Origin of the sequence: Streptosporangium sp. NPDC001559 (genome assembly GCF_042893955.1) — a bacterium.
In the GTDB taxonomy this organism is placed as follows: Bacteria; Actinomycetota; Actinomycetes; order Streptosporangiales; family Streptosporangiaceae; genus Streptosporangium.
Window position 1 is genome coordinate 139,556 of sequence record NZ_JBIAVG010000006.1, and the last position, 19,064, is coordinate 158,619.

General features: G+C 72.3%; 19 protein-coding genes. 14 read left to right on the plus strand and 5 right to left on the minus strand.

The window, feature by feature from the left end:
* Window positions 1-3: 3 nt before the first annotated feature.
* Complete coding sequence (locus tag ACFYY8_RS15735; protein WP_390041648.1) at window positions 4-477, plus strand: (2Fe-2S)-binding protein; 474 nt, start codon at window positions 4-6, stop codon at window positions 475-477.
* Entirely contained in the window at window positions 474-2,936 is a 2,463-nt protein-coding gene (gene cutA / locus ACFYY8_RS15740; RefSeq protein WP_390041200.1) for an aerobic carbon-monoxide dehydrogenase large subunit, read from the plus strand. The genes ACFYY8_RS15735 and cutA overlap by 4 nt, the downstream gene beginning before the upstream one ends.
* Here the strand turns inward: cutA and cydB are convergent.
* From cydB to ACFYY8_RS15755, 3 genes are all read right to left on the minus strand, one after another.
* Window positions 2,894-3,835, minus strand: a complete 942-nt coding sequence (gene cydB / locus ACFYY8_RS15745) for a cytochrome d ubiquinol oxidase subunit II (RefSeq protein ID WP_390041202.1) — start codon at window positions 3,833-3,835, stop codon at window positions 2,894-2,896. The genes cutA and cydB overlap by 43 nt on opposite strands.
* A gap of 12 nt (window positions 3,836-3,847) precedes the next feature.
* Window positions 3,848-5,287, minus strand: a complete 1,440-nt coding sequence (locus ACFYY8_RS15750; protein WP_390041204.1) for a cytochrome ubiquinol oxidase subunit I — start codon at window positions 5,285-5,287, stop codon at window positions 3,848-3,850.
* A 458-nt stretch (window positions 5,288-5,745) separates the two neighbouring features.
* Entirely contained in the window at window positions 5,746-6,621 is an 876-nt protein-coding gene (locus ACFYY8_RS15755; protein WP_390041206.1) for a polysaccharide deacetylase family protein, read from the minus strand.
* A 282-nt stretch (window positions 6,622-6,903) separates the two neighbouring features.
* On the opposite strand from ACFYY8_RS15755, the gene ACFYY8_RS15760 reads away from it, so the two are divergent.
* The 10 genes from ACFYY8_RS15760 (at window position 6,904) to ACFYY8_RS15805 (ending at window position 16,584) form a co-directional block, all read left to right on the plus strand.
* Window positions 6,904-7,851: a fatty acid desaturase family protein gene (locus tag ACFYY8_RS15760; RefSeq protein ID WP_390041650.1), complete on the plus strand. Its 948-nt coding sequence runs from the start codon at window positions 6,904-6,906 to the stop codon at window positions 7,849-7,851.
* Between the two features lie 17 nt (window positions 7,852-7,868).
* Entirely contained in the window at window positions 7,869-8,513 is a 645-nt protein-coding gene (locus ACFYY8_RS15765) for a carbon monoxide dehydrogenase subunit G (RefSeq protein ID WP_390041208.1), read from the plus strand.
* A gap of 162 nt (window positions 8,514-8,675) precedes the next feature.
* Entirely contained in the window at window positions 8,676-11,459 is a 2,784-nt protein-coding gene (locus ACFYY8_RS15770) for a Na+/H+ antiporter subunit A (RefSeq protein ID WP_390041210.1), read from the plus strand.
* The gene (locus ACFYY8_RS15775; protein ID WP_390041212.1) at window positions 11,456-12,151 is read left to right on the plus strand and encodes a Na(+)/H(+) antiporter subunit C; all 696 of its coding nucleotides are present in this window, start codon (window positions 11,456-11,458) and stop codon (window positions 12,149-12,151) included. The genes ACFYY8_RS15770 and ACFYY8_RS15775 overlap by 4 nt, the downstream gene beginning before the upstream one ends.
* Window positions 12,151-13,764: a Na+/H+ antiporter subunit D gene (locus ACFYY8_RS15780; RefSeq protein WP_390041214.1), complete on the plus strand. Its 1,614-nt coding sequence runs from the start codon at window positions 12,151-12,153 to the stop codon at window positions 13,762-13,764. Before ACFYY8_RS15775 ends, ACFYY8_RS15780 begins: the two co-directional genes overlap by 1 nt.
* Window positions 13,765-13,787: 23 nt before the next feature.
* Entirely contained in the window at window positions 13,788-14,312 is a 525-nt protein-coding gene (locus ACFYY8_RS15785; RefSeq protein WP_390041216.1) for a Na+/H+ antiporter subunit E, read from the plus strand.
* Entirely contained in the window at window positions 14,309-14,569 is a 261-nt protein-coding gene (locus tag ACFYY8_RS15790; protein WP_390041218.1) for a monovalent cation/H+ antiporter complex subunit F, read from the plus strand. The genes ACFYY8_RS15785 and ACFYY8_RS15790 overlap by 4 nt, the downstream gene beginning before the upstream one ends.
* Window positions 14,566-14,904, plus strand: a complete 339-nt coding sequence (locus ACFYY8_RS15795; protein WP_390041221.1) for a cation:proton antiporter — start codon at window positions 14,566-14,568, stop codon at window positions 14,902-14,904. The genes ACFYY8_RS15790 and ACFYY8_RS15795 overlap by 4 nt, the downstream gene beginning before the upstream one ends.
* 53 nt (window positions 14,905-14,957) lie before the next feature.
* On the plus strand, window positions 14,958-15,860 hold the full coding sequence (locus tag ACFYY8_RS15800; RefSeq protein WP_390041223.1) for a hypothetical protein: 903 nt from the start codon (window positions 14,958-14,960) through the stop codon (window positions 15,858-15,860).
* Between the two features lie 46 nt (window positions 15,861-15,906).
* Window positions 15,907-16,584, plus strand: a complete 678-nt coding sequence (locus ACFYY8_RS15805; RefSeq protein ID WP_390041224.1) for a DsbA family protein — start codon at window positions 15,907-15,909, stop codon at window positions 16,582-16,584.
* 43 nt (window positions 16,585-16,627) lie between these two features.
* Here ACFYY8_RS15805 and ACFYY8_RS15810 read toward each other — a convergent pair whose 3' ends face one another.
* Window positions 16,628-17,257 (minus strand): thymidine kinase, encoded by a 630-nt coding sequence (locus ACFYY8_RS15810; protein ID WP_390041226.1) that lies wholly within the window; start codon window positions 17,255-17,257, stop codon window positions 16,628-16,630.
* A 148-nt stretch (window positions 17,258-17,405) separates the two neighbouring features.
* Between ACFYY8_RS15810 and ACFYY8_RS15815 the strand changes: the two genes are divergently transcribed.
* Window positions 17,406-17,864, plus strand: a complete 459-nt coding sequence (locus tag ACFYY8_RS15815; RefSeq protein ID WP_390041228.1) for a hypothetical protein — start codon at window positions 17,406-17,408, stop codon at window positions 17,862-17,864.
* A 20-nt stretch (window positions 17,865-17,884) separates the two neighbouring features.
* Here ACFYY8_RS15815 and ACFYY8_RS15820 read toward each other — a convergent pair whose 3' ends face one another.
* A complete protein-coding gene (locus ACFYY8_RS15820; RefSeq protein ID WP_390041230.1) occupies window positions 17,885-18,277 on the minus strand; it encodes a signal peptidase I in 393 nt (130 codons plus the stop codon).
* A 60-nt stretch (window positions 18,278-18,337) separates the two neighbouring features.
* Between ACFYY8_RS15820 and ACFYY8_RS15825 the strand changes: the two genes are divergently transcribed.
* Window positions 18,338-18,991, plus strand: a complete 654-nt coding sequence (locus ACFYY8_RS15825) for a histidine phosphatase family protein (protein ID WP_390041232.1) — start codon at window positions 18,338-18,340, stop codon at window positions 18,989-18,991.
* The last annotated feature ends 73 nt before the right edge of the window (window positions 18,992-19,064 follow it).

Consider the following 19,064-nt stretch of genomic DNA (forward strand, 5'->3'; position numbering starts at 1 on the left):
GACATCGCGATCACCCTGACGGTCAACGGGGTCGTACGGCGGGTCACGGTGCCGGGGCGGCGGCTGCTGTCGGACTGCCTGCGGCACGACCTCGGGCTGACCGGCACGCACGTCGGATGCGAGCACGGCGTCTGCGGCTGCTGCACGGTGCTGTTCGACGGGCGGCCGGTGCGCTCGTGCCTGATGTTCGCGGCGAGCGCGGACGGGCACGAGGTGACGACCGTGGAGGGGCTCGCGGAGCCGGACGGCACGCTCTCCCCGGTGCAGCGGGCCTTCGCCGAGTGCCACGGCCTGCAGTGCGGGTTCTGCACGCCGGGGTTCCTGTGCACGGTCACCGCCCTGCTGCGTGACAACCCGGCACCGGGCGAGGAGGAGGTGATCGAGGGGCTCTCCGGCAACCTGTGCCGGTGCACCGGCTACCAGAACATCGTCAGAGCGGTCCACCGGGCCGCCGAGATCCTGGCGGAGGAGCGGTGACGACACGGCTGTTCGGGGAGCCGGTACAGCGCAGGGAGGACCCCAGGCTGCTGACCGGCCGGGGCCGCTACCTGGACGACATCGGCGAGGGCGCCTTCGAGGCGGCGTTCGTCAGGTCCCCGCACGCGCACGCCGTGATCCGCGACATAGACGTCTCGGCGGCGATCGACGTCGAGGGGCTGGTGGCGATCTACACCTGGGAGGACCTGCCCGCCCGGCTGGCCGAGCCGCTGCCGCTGCTGATCCCGCACCCGGCGCTGACCCACGGCCGCACCGCCCACCCGCTGGCGCGGGACGTCGTCAGGCACGTCGGCGAGCCCGTCGTGATGGTCGTCGCCCGCGACCGCTACCTCGCCGAGGACGTCTGCGCGCTGATCGAGGTCGACTACGAACCGCTCACGCCGGTCGTCGGCATCGAACGGGCGAGGCGCGCCGAGACGCTGGTCCACCGGGACGTGCCGGGCAACGTCGGCGCCCACCTGGTCCAGGAGGTGCGCTCGGCGACCGGCCTGGGCGCGCGGGAGGCGATCGAGGCGGCGCCGTACCGGCTGGAGTTCGGGCTGGACATCGAGCGCAGCGCCTCCACGCCCCTTGAGGGGCGCGGGGTGCACGCCCGCTGGGACGCCGGGGACCGGTCGCTGCGGGTGCATTCGAGCACCCAGACCTCCACCAGCGTCAGGATGGCGATCGCCGCCAAGCTCGACCTGCCGCTGCCCCAGGTCGAGGTGGTCGCCCCGGACGTGGGCGGCGGGTTCGGCGTCAAGATCGTGCACCCCTGGCCGGAGGAGGTGCTCGTCCCGTGGGCCGCCATGCTGCTCGGCCACGAGGTCAGATGGACCGAGGACAGGCGTGAGCACTTCGTCTCCTCGGCGCACGAGCGGGCCCAGACGCACCGTGTCCGGGTCGGCTTCGACGACCGGGGACGGGTGCTCGGGCTCGACGTGACGATCCTGCACGACCACGGCGCCTACACGCCGTACGGGATCATCGTGCCGATCATCACCTCGACCCAGCTTCCCGGCCCCTACAAGCTGGGCGCCTACCGGGTGGAGTTCTCCTCCCTCTACACCAACACCGTGCAGGTCACGCCGTACCGGGGGGCGGGGCGCCCACAGGCGGTCTTCTGCATGGAACGGACGATGGACCGCATCGCCCGGCACCTGGGCCTCGACCGTACGGCGGTGCGCGAGGCCAACTTCATCCAGCCGGAGGAGTTCCCCTACGACCAGGGCCTGACCTTCCAGGACGGCCGTCCGCTGATCTACGACAGCGGCGACTACCCGGCGTCGCTGCGCATGCTCAAGGAACTCGTCGGCTGGGACGACTTCCCCGCGCTGAGGGAACGGGCCGCGGGACAGGGACGCAGGCTCGGCATCGGCATCGGCTGCTACGTGGAGGGCACCGGGGTCGGGCCGTACGAGGGGGGTCACGTCCAGATCACCTCCGACGGCCGGGTGCACGTCTCGACCGGCCTCACCTCGCAGGGCCAGGGCCATGAGACGGTGTTCGCCCAGATCGCCGCCTCCGAGCTCGGTGTGCCGATCGAACGGGTCAGCGTGGTCACCGGCGACACCCGCAGGTTCGGTTACGCGGTCGGCACGTTCGCCTCGCGGGCGGCGGTGATGAGCGGCAACGCCATCGCCCTGGCCTGCGGGAAGGTCAGGGAGAAGGCGCTGCGGATCGCCTCGGACGCCCTGGAGGCCGACCCGGGCGACCTGGAGATCGTCGACGGCGTGGTGCGGGTCGTCGGCTCGCCGGGCACGGGTCTGCCACTGGCCACGGTCGCGGTGCTGTCCAACCCGCTGCGCTACGCCTTCGACGCGGAGGCGGGCCGGGCGACCCAGTTCGCGGGTACCCCGTCCCCGGACAGGCCGCCGGTCGCCGAGGGGGACGAACCGGGGCTTGAGGGCCGTGGCTACTACTCGCCGATCCGCTCGACCTTCGCCTCCGGCATGCACGCGGCGATCGTGGAGACCGACCCGCTGACCGCGGAGATCCGCATCCTGCGCTACGCCGTGGTCCACGACTGCGGCAACCTGATCAACCCGATGATCGTCGAGGGACAGATCCACGGCGGGGTCGCCCAGGGCGTCGGCGGCGCGCTGTACGAGCGGATGGTCTACGACGAGCACGGCCAGTTGCTGAACGCCTCGTTCATGGACTTCCTGATGCCGTACGCGACCGAGGTCCCCCATGTGGAGACCGCCCACCTGCGGACGCCGTCGCCGTTGAACCCGCTCGGCGTCAAGGGGGCGGGGGAGGCGGGGGTCATCCCGGTCTCCGCGGTGATCGCCTCCGCCGTCGAGGACGCGGAGGGCATCAGGATCGACAGGATGCCGATCTCCCCGTCGGAGCTGTTCGACCTGCGCCGCTCCACCGCCCCCGGTTTCTCCGGTCTCTCCGGCCGAGGGGCCGCTCAGACCGGCTCGGCGACCAGCCGCCTGCGGAACACCCAGTAGGACCAGGCCTGGTAGCCGAGCACGAAGGGCAGCGCGGCCAGGCCGATCCAGGTCAGCACGCCCAGCGTGTACGGCCCGGAGGCCGCCCCGGCGACGGTGAGGCCGGGCAGCGGGGCGGGCCACAGGGCGCCGAACAGGGCGACGCCGCCCAGCGCGAGCGAGGAGGCGGTCGCGGTGAACGCCCAGCCCTCCCTGCCCCGCCAGACCAGCGCGACCCCGGCGGCCAGGGCCGCCATCGCGGTCAGCGCGCAGACCCACAGCCACGGCGCGGCGGTCCAGTCGGCCACGGCCGTACGGGCCGCGGGGATGCCGGACAGGGCGACGACCGCGGCGGGCACCGCGACCGCGGAGACCGCCATCGCGGTACGGCGGGCCCTGGCCCGTACGGCTCCGGTCGTCTTGAGGGCGACGAAGACCGCGCCGTGCAGCGCGCAGACCGACAGCGAGAACACCCCGCCGACCAGCGCCGCCAGGGCGCTGCCGTGCAGCAGGTCGGCGAAGACGGCGCCCCACAGGAAGGCGGTCAGCCCGCTGCCGACCATGACGCCCAGGTCGCACCAGGCGCGGTCGGAGGCGTGCTGGACCTTGCCCCGCCACTCAAGGCCGACGCCGCGCACGATGAGCCCCGCCAGGATCAGCGTGAGCGGCAGGTAGAAGGTGCTGAGCATCCCGGCGTACCAGGCGGGGAAGGCGGCGAACATCGCGCCGACCGCGGTGATCAGCCAGACCTCGTTGCCGTCCCAGACGGGGCCGATCGTGCCGAGCACCTGCTTGCGCTCCGCCTCGTTCCTGGAGAGCACCGGGGCGAGCAGCCCGACTCCGAAGTCGAACCCCTCAAGGACGAAGTAGCCGGTCCACAGGAACGCGATGATCGCGAACCAGAAGGTGGTGAGTTCCATGATCTTGACGCCTCAGTACATCAGGGTCGGCTGGAGGTCGGCGGTCGCGTTCCCGCCCACGCCGGAGGGCACGTCCGGACGGCGCGCGGGAACGGGTTCTGGACCCGCCTTGACGTGCCGGACGATCAGTACGGCCTCGGCCAGCGCGAGCGCGCCGTACAGGGCGGTGAACAGGGCGAGGGAGACGGCGACCTGGCCGAGTCCGACGCCGGGGGAGACGCTGGCGGCGGTGAGCAGTTCGCCCTGGACGGTCCACGGCTGGCGGCCGATCTCGCTGAGCAGCCAGCCCGCGATGATCGCGAGGGTCGGCAGCGGCAGGGCCAGCAGGAACGCGCGGGCCAGCCACGAGGGCACCTCACGCGGCGGCCCCTCCCCGCGGCGTCCGCGGCGGCGCCCCCGGGTCAGCCACAGGCCGAGTACGGCCAGGCCGACCGTGGTCATCCCGAAGACGATCATCACGCGGAAGGACCAGAAGACCACCGGCAGGTTGGGGCGGTAGTCGGCCGGGCCGAACTGCTCGGTGAAGCGCTTCTGCAGGTCCTCGGTGCCCTGCACCACGGCCTGCGGGTCGTTGGTCGCCAGGAAGCTGAGCAGCATGGGCACCTCGACGCCCGGCACCGGGGAGAAGGGCGCTCCGGCGGTGTCGTGCCTGAGTCCCTCGGCGGCGGCGAGCTTCATCGGCTGCTGCTCGTACATCAGCTTGGCGGAGGTGTCGCCGCTGACCGCGACGACGGCTCCCGCGATCGCCGTCATGACCAGGGCCGCCCGTACGGGGGTCCGCCACATGTCCGCGCCACGCCGCACGGGCCTGGTGCGGTCGGGGTCGCGCCGTTCCCGCAGGACGCGGTATCCGCACACGGCCAGCACGAAACCGCCCGCCACCACGAACGACGCCGCCACCACGTGGGGCACCTGGGCGGTCGCGGTCGGGTTGGTCAGCACCGCCCACAGGTCCGTCATGCGGGCCTTGCCGTCCACGACCTCGTAGCCGACCGGGTGCTTCATCCAGGCGTTCGCGGCGAGGATGAAGTAGGCCGACAGGTTGGAGCCGATCACCGCGGCCCAGATGGTCGCCAGGTGGACCCGCTTGGGGAGCCGGTCCCAGCCGAAGATCCACAGGCCGAGGAAGGTCGACTCGAGGAAGAAGGCGAGCAGTGCCTCAAGGGCGAGCGGCGCGCCGAAGACGTCGCCGACGAAGACCGAGTACTCGCTCCAGTTCATCCCGAACTGGAACTCCTGCACGATGCCGGTGACCACGCCCATCGCGAAGTTGATCAGGAACAACTTCCCGAAGAACTTCGTCAACCTCAGGTAGTGCTCCTTGCCGGTACGGTGCCAGGCGGTCTGCAACCCGGCCACGAAGACACCGAGGCCGATCGTCAGAGGTACGAAAAGAAAGTGATAAACGGTGGTGACCCCGAACTGCCACCGTGCCAGGTCTAGTGCGTCCATCTTCCCCTCGCGGGCTGGAGCTCTACAACTCGTAGTTCTACTACTAGTAGTACTACAAGGCGTAGAGCATTGAGAGGGGTTGGCGCCGCGAGCACATGCGATCTCTGTCACATGGCCGGTGGGAGACCGCACATCTCCTCCGGACCAAGATCGTCCCCTCCGGCTCGCGGCGCCTGCTTTCCCCGTGCCACCGGGGCTCCGGGCCCCGGTCGTCCCGGCGGGCGAGGTGCGCGCCCCACCCGCCGGGGAGGGCTCGCGGGTCACCAGGTCCCGCGAGCACACGACCATCGTCGGTCACGTGACCCCCACGGGTCGTCAGCCGCCGGAATGACTCCGGCGTACGCCGGGCGGCGGACCCGCCTCCTCATCGAGACCGGGACGACCCTCCCCACACGGGTGACCGGGACCTGTTCCGCGGGTCGCCGGCCGGGTGGGCGTGACGGTCCCCGGAACAGGCCCTAACGCAGCGCGGCCTTCAGGTAGGCGTCCAGGTTGCCGAGCTCGAAGCCCCTGCGTTCGATCTTGTCGACCAGGATGCGGAAGTCCCGCGACAGGTTGGGCCTGAAGTGCATCAGCAGCACGTCTCCCGGGCGCAGCCTCTTGTCCGGCACCTGGTAGGCGATCTTCCCGCCGGGCTGCACGGTCGCGGTCCACAGCAGCAGGGCGTCGACGCCGCAGGACTTGGCGGCCTTGCGGGTCAGGGAGTTCTGGTTGCCGAACGGAGGGCGCAGGAGCGCCGGTTTTCCGCCCGTCTGCTTGCGGATCACCGTGGAGGCGCCGCAGATCTCGGCCCGCTGTCCCGCGTAGCCCAGCGTGGGCAGGTTCGGGTGGGTCAGGGTGTGGTTCTCGATCGGCACCCCCGCGTCGCGCAGGTCGCGCATGTAGCCCCACTTGCCCGCGCCGAGGAACCTGCCGCCCTGGGCGGTCGGGTCGGTCGCACCCCTGGCCTCGACGGCGTCGCGGGTGACGAAGGCCGTGATCGGGATCCGCCGGTCGCGGACCCGTGCGAGGAAGCCGGGGTCCTGCTCCCAGCCGTCGTCGATGGTGAGGAAGACCACCTTCCTGGTGGTCGGGATCGAACTGATCACCGGCGGCAGCCCGTCGGCGGGCCGGGGGATCCTGCCGACCTCCCCGGGCCTGGGCAGCGCGCCGGGCGGCCCCTGCGGGCGGGCCGGGGCCGTGGTGGGGGTCGTTCTCGCGGAGGGCTCCCCGGCGGCCCGCCCGGCCGTTCCCGGCCTCGTGTCGCCGCCGGTCCCCGCCGCGCATGCCGCGCTCGCCGCCAGGGCCGTGAACACGGCCGCCGTCCTGATCGCCCACGACGTCCCCGAAGTCATGGGGCACCATCCTGCCAGTAACAGAAGCCTCAACTGGCTGGTAAACCCCTGATCTCCCTGCGAAACCCCTCATAACCGGTGCACCAGGGGTGGGGTCAGCACTACCTTGATCCGGGGTGGCGGCGGGGGTCCGCGCCCCCGGCCACTGCCGCGATCCTGTGGCGGGTGCCACCCAGGCACTCCACAGATATAGGGGGAAGTGTGACCGAAACGACCACGCTCGGGAGCACCAGGGGCAGCGACTTCGCGCGCCTGTCGCGCCGCGTCACGGAGGCGGGGCTGATGAACCCACGGCCGGGTCACTACGTCCTGCGCCTGGGGATCGTCGGCGGTCTCTACGCCGTGGGCTGGGCGGCCTTCCTCACGGTCGGCGACTCCTGGTACCAGCTCCTCGTCGCGGTCTTCCTCGCCGTGGTGTTCGCCCAGGTCGCGCTGGTCGCCCACGACCTGGCCCACCGGCAGGTCCTGCGCGCCAGAAGCGCCGCGGAGGCCGCCGGCCTGGTCGCGGGCAACCTGGCGATCGGCATGAGTTACGGCTGGTGGATGGACAAGCACACCCGCCACCACGCCAACCCCAACCACGCCGACCACGATCCCGACGTCGCCCCGGACGCCCTGGTCTGGTCGAGGGAGCAGGCCGTCGAGAGCCGGGGCCTGGCCAGGCTGATCGGCGGATGGCAGGCCTACCTGTTCTTCCCGCTGCTCACCCTGGAGGGGTTCAACCTGCACGTCTCAAGCTTCAGGGCGCTGACCCGCCCCAGCCTGCGGCGCAGGGGGCTTGAGGCGGCACTGCTGGCCGTACACGTCGTGGCCTACCTCGGCGCGCTGTTCGCCGTGCTCTCCCCGGGCAGGGCGGTGGCCTTCCTGCTCGTGCACCAGGCGGTCTTCGGCGTCTACCTGGGCTGCACCTTCGCCCCCAACCACAAGGGGATGCCGATGCCGACCGACGAGGACGGGCTCGACTTCCTCAGGAAGCAGGTGCTGACCTCGCGCAACGTGCGCGGCGGTCGGGTGATCGACGTCCTGCTCGGCGGGCTGAACTACCAGATCGAGCACCACCTGTTCCCCGGCATGCCGGCCCCCAACCTGCGCCACGCCCAGCCGATCGTCAGGAGGTACTGCGCGGAACTGGGCATCCCCTACCTGGAGTGCGGCCTGATCGAGTCGTACGGCCAGGCCCTGCGGCACCTGCACGAGGCGGGTGAGCCGTTGCGGACGGGGAGGGCCTGACGGCCTATCGTGCTGGAGTGAAGGTCACAGGCAGTGCCGTACTCGGCATCGACAGAGAACGCGTGTGGTCCGCGCTGCAGAACCCGGCCGTGCTCGTACGGACGATCCCCGGCTGCGAGCGCCTTGAGGAGACGGGGCCCGGGGTCTACCGGATGACGGTCACCGCCGGGGTGGCCTCCGTCAAGGGGGTCTACCGGGGGGAGGTGGCCCTGCTCGACCCGCAGGCCCCGCACCGGTTCGTGCTCAGGGCCAGGGGCCAGGGCGCGCCGGGCACGGTGGAGGCGACCGTCGAGGTACGGCTCAGCGAGGTCGAGGACGGCACCCGGGTCGACTACGACGCAGAGGCCGTGGTGGGCGGCATGATCGGCGGCGTCGGCCAGCGGGTGCTCGGCTCGGTGGCGAAGAGGACGGCCGGTGACTTCTTCTCCGCCGTCGAGACCCACCTGTCCGGCACCCCCGTGCCCGCCCTTGGGGCCGTGCCCGAGGAGGTCCTTGAGGCCGCGACCGGGGAGCCCGCCCGGGTCTTCGAGCGGCCCGCCGTACGGCACCGCGAGAACGGTCCCGCCTGGCCGGTCCTGGCGGCGTTCGGCATGGGGGCGGGGGTCGCGCTCGGCAGCGCCGTGATCGGCTGGCTGCTCGGCCGGACCGGCAGAGGACGCTGACCCCGGGGGCGGACCGGGGATTGATCAGGGAGCGGTGAAGGCGGGGCGCTTTTCGGGTCAAGACGCCGGTGCGCCGGGCCAGGAAACATCCGGCTTCTGGGACTTTGGGCTGTGCCGACACGGTGCCGACGCTGTGCCGACCACGACGGTGCCCGGGGGAACATGGAGTCGCTGCTGATCCTGCACGCCGTCGCGGCGATGTGCGCCCCGGCGCTGGCCCGTTGTCTCGGGCGCGGCGCCTTCCCCGTGCTCGCCGTCGCACCCGCCTGCGGGTTCGCCTACACGCTGTGGATCGCCCTGACGGGCGTCCCCGCCGGGTCGAGCCACACCTGGGCGCCCGCCCTCGGACTCGACCTGGACTTCCGCGCCGACGCGCTCGGCGTGCTCATGATGGCGCTGGTCACCGGGGTCGGCGCGCTGGTGCTGGTCTACTGCTCGCGTTACTTCGACGCGGGCGAGGAGGGGCTCGGCCGGTTCGGCGGGGTCCTCGTCGCCTTCGCCGGGGCGATGCTCGGCCTGGTCGTCGCCGACAACCTGCTGCTGCTGTACGTGTTCTGGGAGCTGACCACGGTCTTCTCCTACCTGCTGATCGGCCAGGACCCGCGCAGCAGGCAGGCCCGCAGGGCGGCCACCCAGGCGCTGACCGTCACCGCCGCCGGAGGACTGGCCATGCTGGCCGGGATGGTCATCCTCGGCGAGAGCGCGGGCACCTACCGGATCTCGCGGATCGTCGCGGACCCGCCCTCCGGCGCGCTGGTCCCGGCGGCGGTCGTCCTGCTCCTGGCCGGGGCCCTGTCGAAGTCGGCGATCTTCCCGTTCAGCATGTGGCTGCCCGCCGCGATGGCGGCCCCGACCCCGGTCTCCGCCTACCTGCACGCCGCCGCGATGGTCAAGGCCGGGGTCTACCTGCTGGCCAGGTTCGGCCCCGCCTTCGGCACGCTGCCCGTCTGGCGGGCGGTCGCCGTACCCCTCGGTCTGCTCACCATGCTGCTGGCCGGATGGCGGGCGCTGCGCGAGTACGACATCAAACGGCTGCTCGCCTACGGCACGGTCAGCCAGCTCGGCTTCATGACGGCGCTGTTCGGCGCCGGGACCCGGGACACCGCGCTCGCGGGCGTGGCCATGCTGCTCGGGCACGCCCTGTTCAAGGCGTCGCTGTTCCTGGTCGTCGGCGTCGTCGACCACGCGACCGGCACCCGTGACCTGCGCGAGCTGAACGGCCTGTGGCGTTCGGCGCCGTGGCTGTGCGCGGTGGCCGCGGCCGCGACGGTCTCGATGGCCGGGATACCGCCGACGCTGGGGTTCGTCGGCAAGGAGGCGGCCTTCGAGTCGCTGCTGACCGGGCGGGCCGCCGACACCGTGGCGCTCGCGGTCGTCGTCGCCGGCTCCATGCTCACCGTCGCCTACAGCGCCAGGTTCCTGTGGGGGACCTTCGGCGGCGGACGCGGCCGCGCGCCGACCCCGGCGAGCCCCGCCGCCGCGGCGACCTTCACCCCGCCCGCGCTGCTGGCCGCACTGGGCGTGGTGCTCGCCCCCCTCGCCTCCCGGTACGACCGGGCGATGGAGGGCTACACCGGCACCTTCCCCGGCACCGGGCACGTCCACCTCGCGCTGTGGACCGGGGCGCTCACACCGCTGCTGCTGTCGGCCGCGGCCCTGTGCGGCGGGGCGCTGCTGTTCGCGGCGGGCGGGCTCGTCGAACGGGTGGGACGGGTACTGCGGCTCGTGGACTCGGGACGGGTCTACTGGGCGCTGATGCGGGGCCTGGAGCGCTTCTCCCTGCAGCTGACCGGGGTCACCCAGCGGGGCTCGCTGACCGACTACCTCATCATCGCGTTCGTCTCCGTCGCGGGCATCGGGGTCTTCGCCGCGCTGTACGGCCCCGCGCCGGACGTCCACCTCGACGTCGCCTCCTGGACCCGCCCGGAACAACCCCTGGTCGGGGCGCTGCTGGTGGCCACCGCCGTCCTCGCCCCGCGGATCCGCACGCACATCGTGCTCGCCCTGGTCGCGGGTCTGACCGGTTACGGCACGGCCCTGCTGTTCCTCGTCCACGGCTCACCCGACCTGGCGCTCACCCAGTTCCTCACCGAGACGCTGAGCCTGGTGGTCTTCGTGCTCGTGCTGCGCAGGCTCCCGCTCGGACCCAGGGAGGGCAGGCCCAGGGTGCCCCTCGGCGTACGGCTCGGCCTCGGCGCGGTCAGCGGTGTTGTCGTGACCGTCGCCGGGATGCTGGCCGTCTCCGCCCGCCAGGCGCCCCCCGTCGGGGCGCTGATCCCCGAGGCCGCCCGCAGAGCCGGGGCCTCGAACGCCGTCAGCGCGCTCCTGGTGGACATCCGGGCCTGGGACACCATGGGGGAGAGCTCCGTGCTCGTCGTCCTCACCCTCGGCGTCACCAGTCTGGTCTTCCTGCGCCGCCGCACCTACACGCTGGAACGCCCGTCGGGGGAACCCGGCCCCGAGCGGGGGCCGCACTGGCTGGCGGCCACGCTGCCGAAGGGGGAACGGGCCGCGGTCCTGGAGATCGTGGCCCGGCTGATCTTCCACACCGTGCTGCTCATCTCGGTCTTCCTGCTGTTCACCGGGCACAGCGCGGTCGGGGGCGGGTTCGCGGGAGGCATCGTGGCCGGGCTGGCGCTGGTGGTCCGCTACCTCGCGGGCGGACGTTACGAACTGGCCCTGGCCGTGCCCGCGCACGCCGGGGTGCTGATCGGCTTCGGCCTGCTGCTCTCGACGGTCACCGCCCTCGTCGGGCTGCTGTTCTCCGGGACCCCGCTGACCATGCTCGCGGCCGACGTGAAGGTCCCGCTGGTCGGCACGCTCCACCTGTCGACCGTGCTGCTGTTCGACGTCGGCGTCTACGCCGCGGTCGTCGGCATGGTCCAGGACTTCCTGCGCAGCCTGGGCGGCGAGCTCGACCGGCAGATCGAGGAGGAGGGCCGATGACCGTCTCGCTGGTGCCGTTCGTCGCCTCGGGCACGATGGTCGCGGCCGGGGTGGCGTTGCTGCTCGAACGCAGCCTGGTGCGCCTGCTCGTGGGTGTCATCCTGCTCGGCAACGGCGTCAACCTGCTGATCGTCCTGACGGGCGGCCCCGCGGGCGAGCCGCCGATCCTCGGCGTCTCCCCCGTCGAGCGGATGGCCGACCCGCTGCCGCAGGCCATGGTCCTCACCTCCCTGGTGATCACTCTGGGCGTCACCGCGTTCCTGCTGGCCATGGTCCACCGGTCCTGGCAGCTCACCGGCGGCGACGAGGTCCAGGACGACACCGAGGACCGCAGGGTACGGCTGCGCGCCCGCAGAGGGGAGCTGGCCAGGTCCGTGCTCGCCAGGCGAGAGGCCTACCGGCGCCTGGTCAGGCAGCAGCGGGCCGAGCTGGCCCGCCTCGACGAGGCCAGGCGCGAACGCGAACGCCGCGACGCGGAGGAGGCCTCGAAGGAGGGCGGCGGCGAGCGGGCCGCCAGGCTGCGCGCCGAGTTCGCCCGCAGGGAGCGGGAGCAGGCCGCGCGGGAGCGCAGGATCCGCAGGAGACTGCGCGAACGGCGCCGCCAGGCGCGCGCCGAGATGCGGGAGGCGATCAGGCAGGACAGGGAACGGCAGGCCAGGGCACAGGACCCGGAGCTGGAGGGGGACGACTGATGGCGCAGGCGGTGGAGGGGGTGGCACGCGAACTGGTCGCGGTGCCGGTACTGCTGCCGCTGTTCGCGGCCGGGCTCAAGCTCGCCATCGGCGGCAGGCCGCGCAGGCTCCAGGCGCTCATCAGCGTGGTCACGCTCACCGCGGTGCTCGTGGTCTCGGTGCTCCTGCTGGCCGCGGCCGACGGCGGCGGGCCGCTGGCCACGCACCTCGGCGGCTGGGCCGCCCCGGTCGGCATCGCCCTGGTCGCCGACCGCCTCTCCTCGCTGATGCTGGTGGTCTCCTCGGCGGTGACGCTGTGCGTGATGGTCTACTCGCTGGCGCAGGCCTACGCCGACCAGGAGTACGCCGCCCCGCTGGCGATCTTCCACCCGGCCTACCTGATCATGGTGGCGGGAGTCTCCGACGCCTTCCTCTCCGGTGACCTGTTCAACCTCTTCGTCGCCTTCGAGATGCTGCTCAGCGGCTCCTACGTGCTGCTCACCTTCGGCGGGACCGAGTCCCGCATCCGCGCGGGCGCCACCTACGTGGTGATCGGCCTGGCCTCCTCGCTGCTGTTCCTGGTCGGGATCGCGGTCTCCTACGGCGCGACGGGCACCGTGTCGATGGCCCAGCTCGCCGAACGGTTCCAGGTGCTGCCCGAGTACCTCAAGCTGCTGGTCGAGCTGACGCTCCTGCTGGTCTTCGTGGTCAAGGCCGCGATCTTCCCGATGTCGGCGTGGCTGCCCGACTCCTACCCGACCGCGCCCGCCCCCGCCACGGCCCTGTTCGCCGGGCTGCTCACCAAGGTCGGCATCTACTCCGTCATCAGGCTGGAGGCGCTGCTGTTCCCCGGCGGTCCGGTCAGCGTCCTGCTGATGTGGGCGGCGCTGCTGACGATGCTGGTCGGGATCTTCGGCGCCGTCGCCCAGACCGACATCAAACGGATGCTCTCCTTCACGCTGGTCAGCCACATCGGCTACATGGTCTTCGGGGTCGGGCTCTCGACCGCCGCGGGCATGTCGGGGGCGGTCTTCTACGTCGTCCACCACATCACCGTGCAGACCAGCCTGTTCCTGGTGACCGGGCTGATCGAGCGGCGCGCGGGCACCACCTCCCTGGACGACCTCGGCGGCCTGATGCGGCTGGCCCCGGTCATCGCGGTCCTCTTCTTCGTCCCCGCGATGAACCTGGCCGGCATCCCCCCGATGTCCGGCTTCCTGGGCAAGCTCAACCTCGTCCAGGCCGGGATCGCCGCCGGGGGAGCCCTGCCGCTCATCCTGGTGGCGGGCGGCCTGGTGACGAGCCTGCTCACCCTGTACGCCATGTCCACGGCCTGGAGCAAGGCGTTCTGGCGGGCTCCGGCCCCGGGTACGGCCGACCGGCCGGGAACCGTGCTGGAGAGTGAGGAGACCCCGCTCACCAGGGCGCCCGGCACCGAGGGGATCACCGGGCGGGAGATCGTCACCAGCGCCACCATGCCCGCGCCGATGCTGGGCGCGACCACGGCCCTGGTGGCGCTGGGCCTCTCCTACACCGTCCTCGCCGGGCCGCTGTCCGCCCTGACCGGCCGGACGGCCGAGGAACTGCTCGCCCGCGAGCCGTACATCTCGGCGGTCCTGGGGCGCGCGCGGTGAGGGCGGCGGGCGGGGGAGGACGGGTGCCGCGACTGCTGGGCAGACCGGTCCCGCCGGGCGAGGTGGTCTGGCTGACCGTGGTCTGGCTGCTGCTGTGGGGCGATCTGAGCGTGGGCAACGTGCTCGGCGGCCTGCTGGCCGCCACGGTCATCGTCTGGGCGCTGCCGCTGCCCATACTCGACTCCGGCGTCAGGATCCACCCGGTCGCGGCGGCCGTCTTCCTGGCCCGCTTCGCGGGCGACCTGGTGATGTCCAGCTTCAGGGTCGCCCTCTGGGCGCTGCGCCTGGGCGTCCAGCCGCCCGTCGAGGTGGTCACCGTACGGCTGCGCACCTCGTCGGAGGTGATGACCGTGCTGATCACGATCGCCCTGTCGGCGCTTCCCGGCAGCCTGGTCCTCGAGGCGCGCTTCGCGGACAGGCGACTGGTCCTGCACGTGCTCGGGGTCGAGGGGGACGTCCCCGCCACGGTCCAGGCCGACGTGACCCGTCTGGAGGGCGCCATCGTCGCGGCCTTCGGCACCTCACAGGACAGGGAGGAACTGCGGTGACGGCGGTGTACCTGACGGCGCTCGCGTTGCTCGGCTGCGCGGCGGCGCTGACGCTCACCAGGCTGGTGCGCGGCCCGTCCATGCTGGACAGGGCGGTCGCGCTCGACGTGCTCACCGCCGTGGTGATGTGCGGGATCGCGGCGGGGGCGACGGCCCTGGGCGCCTACTCCGCGCTGCCGGTGCTGCTGGTGCTGTCCCTCGTCGGGTTCGTCGGGTCGGTCTCGCTGGCCAGGTTCTTCTCCGGGCGGGCCCGGTGACCCCGCTCGAGGTGGCCGCGGCGGTGTGCGTGTTGCTCGGCGCCGCCTTCGCCCTGGCCGCCGGGGTGGGGATGTTCAGGTTCCACGGAACCCTGTCGCGCATGCACCCGGCGACCAAGCCCCAGGTGCTCGGTCTGCAACTGGTCCTGCTGGCCATGTGGCTGCGCCACCCCACCTGGACCGTCGCGGGGACGCTGCTGCTGACCGGGGTGTTCCAGGTGATCACCGCGACCGTCGCCGCCTACATGGTCGGCCGCGCGGCCCACAGGAACGCCTCCTCGGTCGGCGGTGACGGCGACGGCACAGCCATCCCGGGCGAGGACGCCGGTAGGTGAGCGACGGCGCGGAGCCCTCGCGCGGGGTTGGCTCCCGGCGTAATCTGACGCGTATGCGCGAGGAACGTGCGGAGGACGCCCGAACCGAGGCCAGAAGACTCGTTCGTGACCTTTTCGGAGCAGGGCAACCCGACGCCGTGACGCTGCTCGGCGAGGCGCGGGCCGTGCTCGGCGCCGAACGGGCCGCGCTCTGCGCGGACCTCGTCAGGGGGGTCGCGCTCACCCGCAGGTCGGCCGAGCTGGCGGCGCTCGCCGCGCTGCTGGTCGGCACCCGGGACCTCGGCGAGGAGTGGTGGTCGCGGTCCAGAGGGGAGAAACTGCCCTCCCCGGACGAGGTGCTGCGCACCGCGACCGCGATCGACCCGTGGACCGACCTGACCGTGCTGGAGATGCTCGCCGCCTGGATCGCCGACGACGCCGCGGACGAGCAGTGGGGGCGCCCCACGGCGGCGACCGACCTGAACTCCTGGCAGGCGGAGGACCGGATCGACCTGCCGGGGAACGTACGGCCCGGCGAACGGGTCCTGGTCTCCTTCGACGTCGGCGGCAGGCTCGACGCGGTCGTGGTCGCCCGTACGGACGACACCCTAGGCTCCAACCTGGACTTCCACTCGCTGCGCTACTCCCGTCCTGCGGAGGCGCAGTGGAGCTGGGGCGTCGCCGCGGGGCTCGGCCCGCACCGGCTCGCCGGTGAGGACCCCGACCCCTACGCGCAGCCGGTCGACCCCGCCGCCGCCGAGGTCCTGCGCGCCTGGGCGCTGCGCCACGGGGCGCACCCCGAGGACGTCGGCGAGGCCTGGCGGGACAGGGGCGACGTCGTCGCCGCGATCGAGCGGGCCGACTGGATGTGGCGCAGCGGCGAGTGGTTCGGCTGGTGGCGCGCCGCCGCCGCGCTGGCCGAGGGAGACAGGGACCGTCTCGCCGCCCGTCTTGAGGACATCGCCTCGGCCATCTGACCCTGTTCCCGGAATCAGTGGGGCTTCGCCCTGGTTGCAGCCTTCTGTGAAGGTTGAAATCTACTCGGACGTGGTCTGTCCCTGGTGCTACATCGGTCACACCCGCTTCGCCCGCGCCGTCGAGCGCTACCGGGCCACCGGCGGCGAGGTCGAGATCGGGCTACGGCCCTTCCAGCTCGCGCCGGACGCCGAGTCCACCGGGTCACCCCTGCTCACCTGGGCCGCGGCCAAGTTCGGCGGCCAGGAACGCGCGCGGCAGATGTTCGCCCACGTGACCCAGGTCGCCGCCCAGGACGGCCTTGAGATGCGCTTCGACCGCGCCGTCCACGCCAACACCCTCGACGCGCACCGGCTCATCCAGATCGCCGACGAGCAGGGCAGGGGGGAGGAGGCGCTGTACCGCCTGTTCGCCGCCCACTTCACCGACGGCCTCGACGTCGGCTCCCGCGAGGTCCTGGCCACGATCGCCGCGGACCTGGACGTCAAGGCCGACCTCGCCGGCCCCGGCGGGACGGAACAGGTGCGCCAGGAGCTGTCCAGGGCCCGCTCCCTGGGTGTCTCCTCAGTCCCGCTGTTCCTGTTCGAGGGCCAGTTCGCGGTCTCCGGCGCCCAGCCGGAGGACACGCTGTTCGCCGCTCTGGAGGAGGTCGCCGAACGGACCGGGCAGACCCCCGGGACGGAGAGGACCGGCGAGGCCTGCGACGACGGCCACTGCGCGATCTGACGTCCCGCCGGCGCCTGACGTCCCGCCGGATCCCGGCCGGACGTCAGGTGTCGCCGAGATCGCCCGCGCGGTAGTGGCGGCGGCAGAGCACCTGGTAGCGGATCGGCGCCTCACCCGTGTCGCCGATGACGACCTGCTCCCCGGTGCGCACCAGCCTGCCCCCGACCACGCGGGCGTTCAGCCGGCCGGGCCTGCCGCACCAGCACAACACCTCGACCTGCAGCCGGTTGATCTCGTCGGCCAGCTCGAACAGGCGCTGGGCGGCGGGGAACATCTGCGACCGGAAGTCCGAGGCCAGGCCGAAGGCGTAGACGTCGATGCCGAAGTCGTCGGTGAGGTCGGCCAGCTGCTCGATCTGCTCGACCGTGTAGAAGCACGCCTCGTCGCAGATCACGTAGTCGACGCGCCGCTGTCCGCGCACCAGCTCGACCAGGTCGAGACCGTCGACCACCTCGACGGCCTCGCTGCCCAGGCCGATCCTGCTGGTCACCCTGGCGTCGCCGGAACGGTCGTGCTTGGTCAGCACCAGACCGTGCCTGCCCTGACGCCGATGGTTGTAGTTCATCTGCAGGGCCAGTGTGGACTTGCCGCAGTCCATCGGGCCGAAGTAGAAGCGGAGCACCCCGTCCCTGGTTCCGGTGGGGACGGCGGAGAGCGCGGACGGTTCGGTCACAGGCGGCCAGCCTAGTGGTTCTTCGACGGGGGTTTGGGGGCGCGGTACACCGGTAAGGGAGTCAGGTCCCGCGCGACACCTTTCGATTGGCTTGTTCGTGTAAAGCGTGGGAGCCTCGTTGAGGCTCTAACGAGAAGTGGGAGAACCCGTGACGACCACCAAGAACTCCGCTCCGCCCGTCATCAAGTCACCCGCGGTGAGCACCTCCGCGGTTCCCCCGACGGCCCCGACCGGCGAGACCGTCGAGATCCCCGTCGCGCTCGCGGCGATGATGACCGAGGACGAGGCCGTGGCCGCCAAGGCCGAGGCGGCCCGCTGGCGCTACGGGTTCTACGTCGTGGTGACGGGCCTCGTCGTCATCCTGGTCGCCTTCGTGGTGATCGCCATGCGCGGCGGCGACTCGACCGCCCCGTTCGCCGGGCTCGTCGGCGTCTCCGGCGCGATCATCGGCGCCTACTTCGGCGTCCAGGTCGGCCAGTCGGGCAAGGACCGGGTCGAGGCCGAGCTGCGCCGTACGAGCGAGATGGCCATCCGGCTCGCGGCCAAGGTGCACGCCCACGACGCGGACTCGGTGATCGGCTCGACCATGGGCCCCCGCCGCCGCTGAGACCGGGTCCGTGCCCGGTGTCAGCTCTGGACGAGCGGCGGGCGCTCCGCCGGGGCGACCGCGTAGCCGGGCACGGACGGCCACCTGACCGTCAGCACGACCGACTCCTCCTCGGCGACCCAGGAGTGGTCGACGCCCCTGCCCCACACGACGTAGTCACCCTGGCGTTCGAGCAGGACGCTGCGGCCGGGCAGCTCCACACGGAAACGACCGCTGACGAGCACCAGGAGCGCCGTGCGCTCCTCGCCCCGCACCCACCGGGCCCGCCGGTCGCCGGGCGGGTGGACCCCCCACTTGATCTCCACGTCCTCGCTGTGCCGCGGGTCGCCGGCCTCCTTGAAGTGCCCCAGGATCCATCCCCGGTCCAGCGCCGCGTCCTCGCCCGCGTTGCCCGTGTAAACGCCGTCGTCCATGTGACCGGACGTTAGCAGCCGGGTCTTGCGCGGACGTTCACGGCGAGGTTGGCTGAGGGCATGCCCTCGATGATCACCGCGGTGCGTCACGGCCAGAGCGAGTCCAACGTGGCCTACGCCAGGGCGCAGGCGAGCGGGACGGCCGTCGTCCTGACCGGCGCCGACGAGGACGTCCCGCTCACCCCGCTCGGCAGACGGCAGGCGAGCGCCCTCGGCAGGCGCCTGGCGCGGGAGCGGGGGCCCGACGTGGTGTGGTGCTCGCCGTACCGGCGGGCCGTGCAGACCTGGGAGCTGGCCGCCGCCGAGCTGAGCGCCGTCCCCGAGGTGCGGTTCGACGCCAGGCTCGGCGACCGCCTGATGGGCGAGCTCGCGGGGATGAACCTGGCCGCCATCATGCGGCGCTTCCCCGAGGAGGCGCGGTCGCTGCTGCGGGCCGAGTACGGCTACCGCCCTCCCGGAGGCGAGTGTTTCTCCGACGTCGCGGACCGGGTGCGCGCGGTGGTCGGCGACATGCGCGCCGGGTACGCCGGGCGGCGGGTGCTGGTCGTCGCGCACGACGCGGTGGTGCTGATGCTCAAACACGTGATCGAGGGGGTCGCGCTGGAGTCGGTCGCCGCGTTCGCGCCGGTCACGAACGCCTCGGTCTCGGTCTGGCGCGGCTCGCGGGCCGAGATCTTCAACGACGACGGGCATCTGAGGGACATATCACTCTGAACCCATTCGGCGATCACCCATTGACGGACGGTCTTTCCTGCGGTCTGCTGCGCTAGTCACGGGTGTCCGGCAC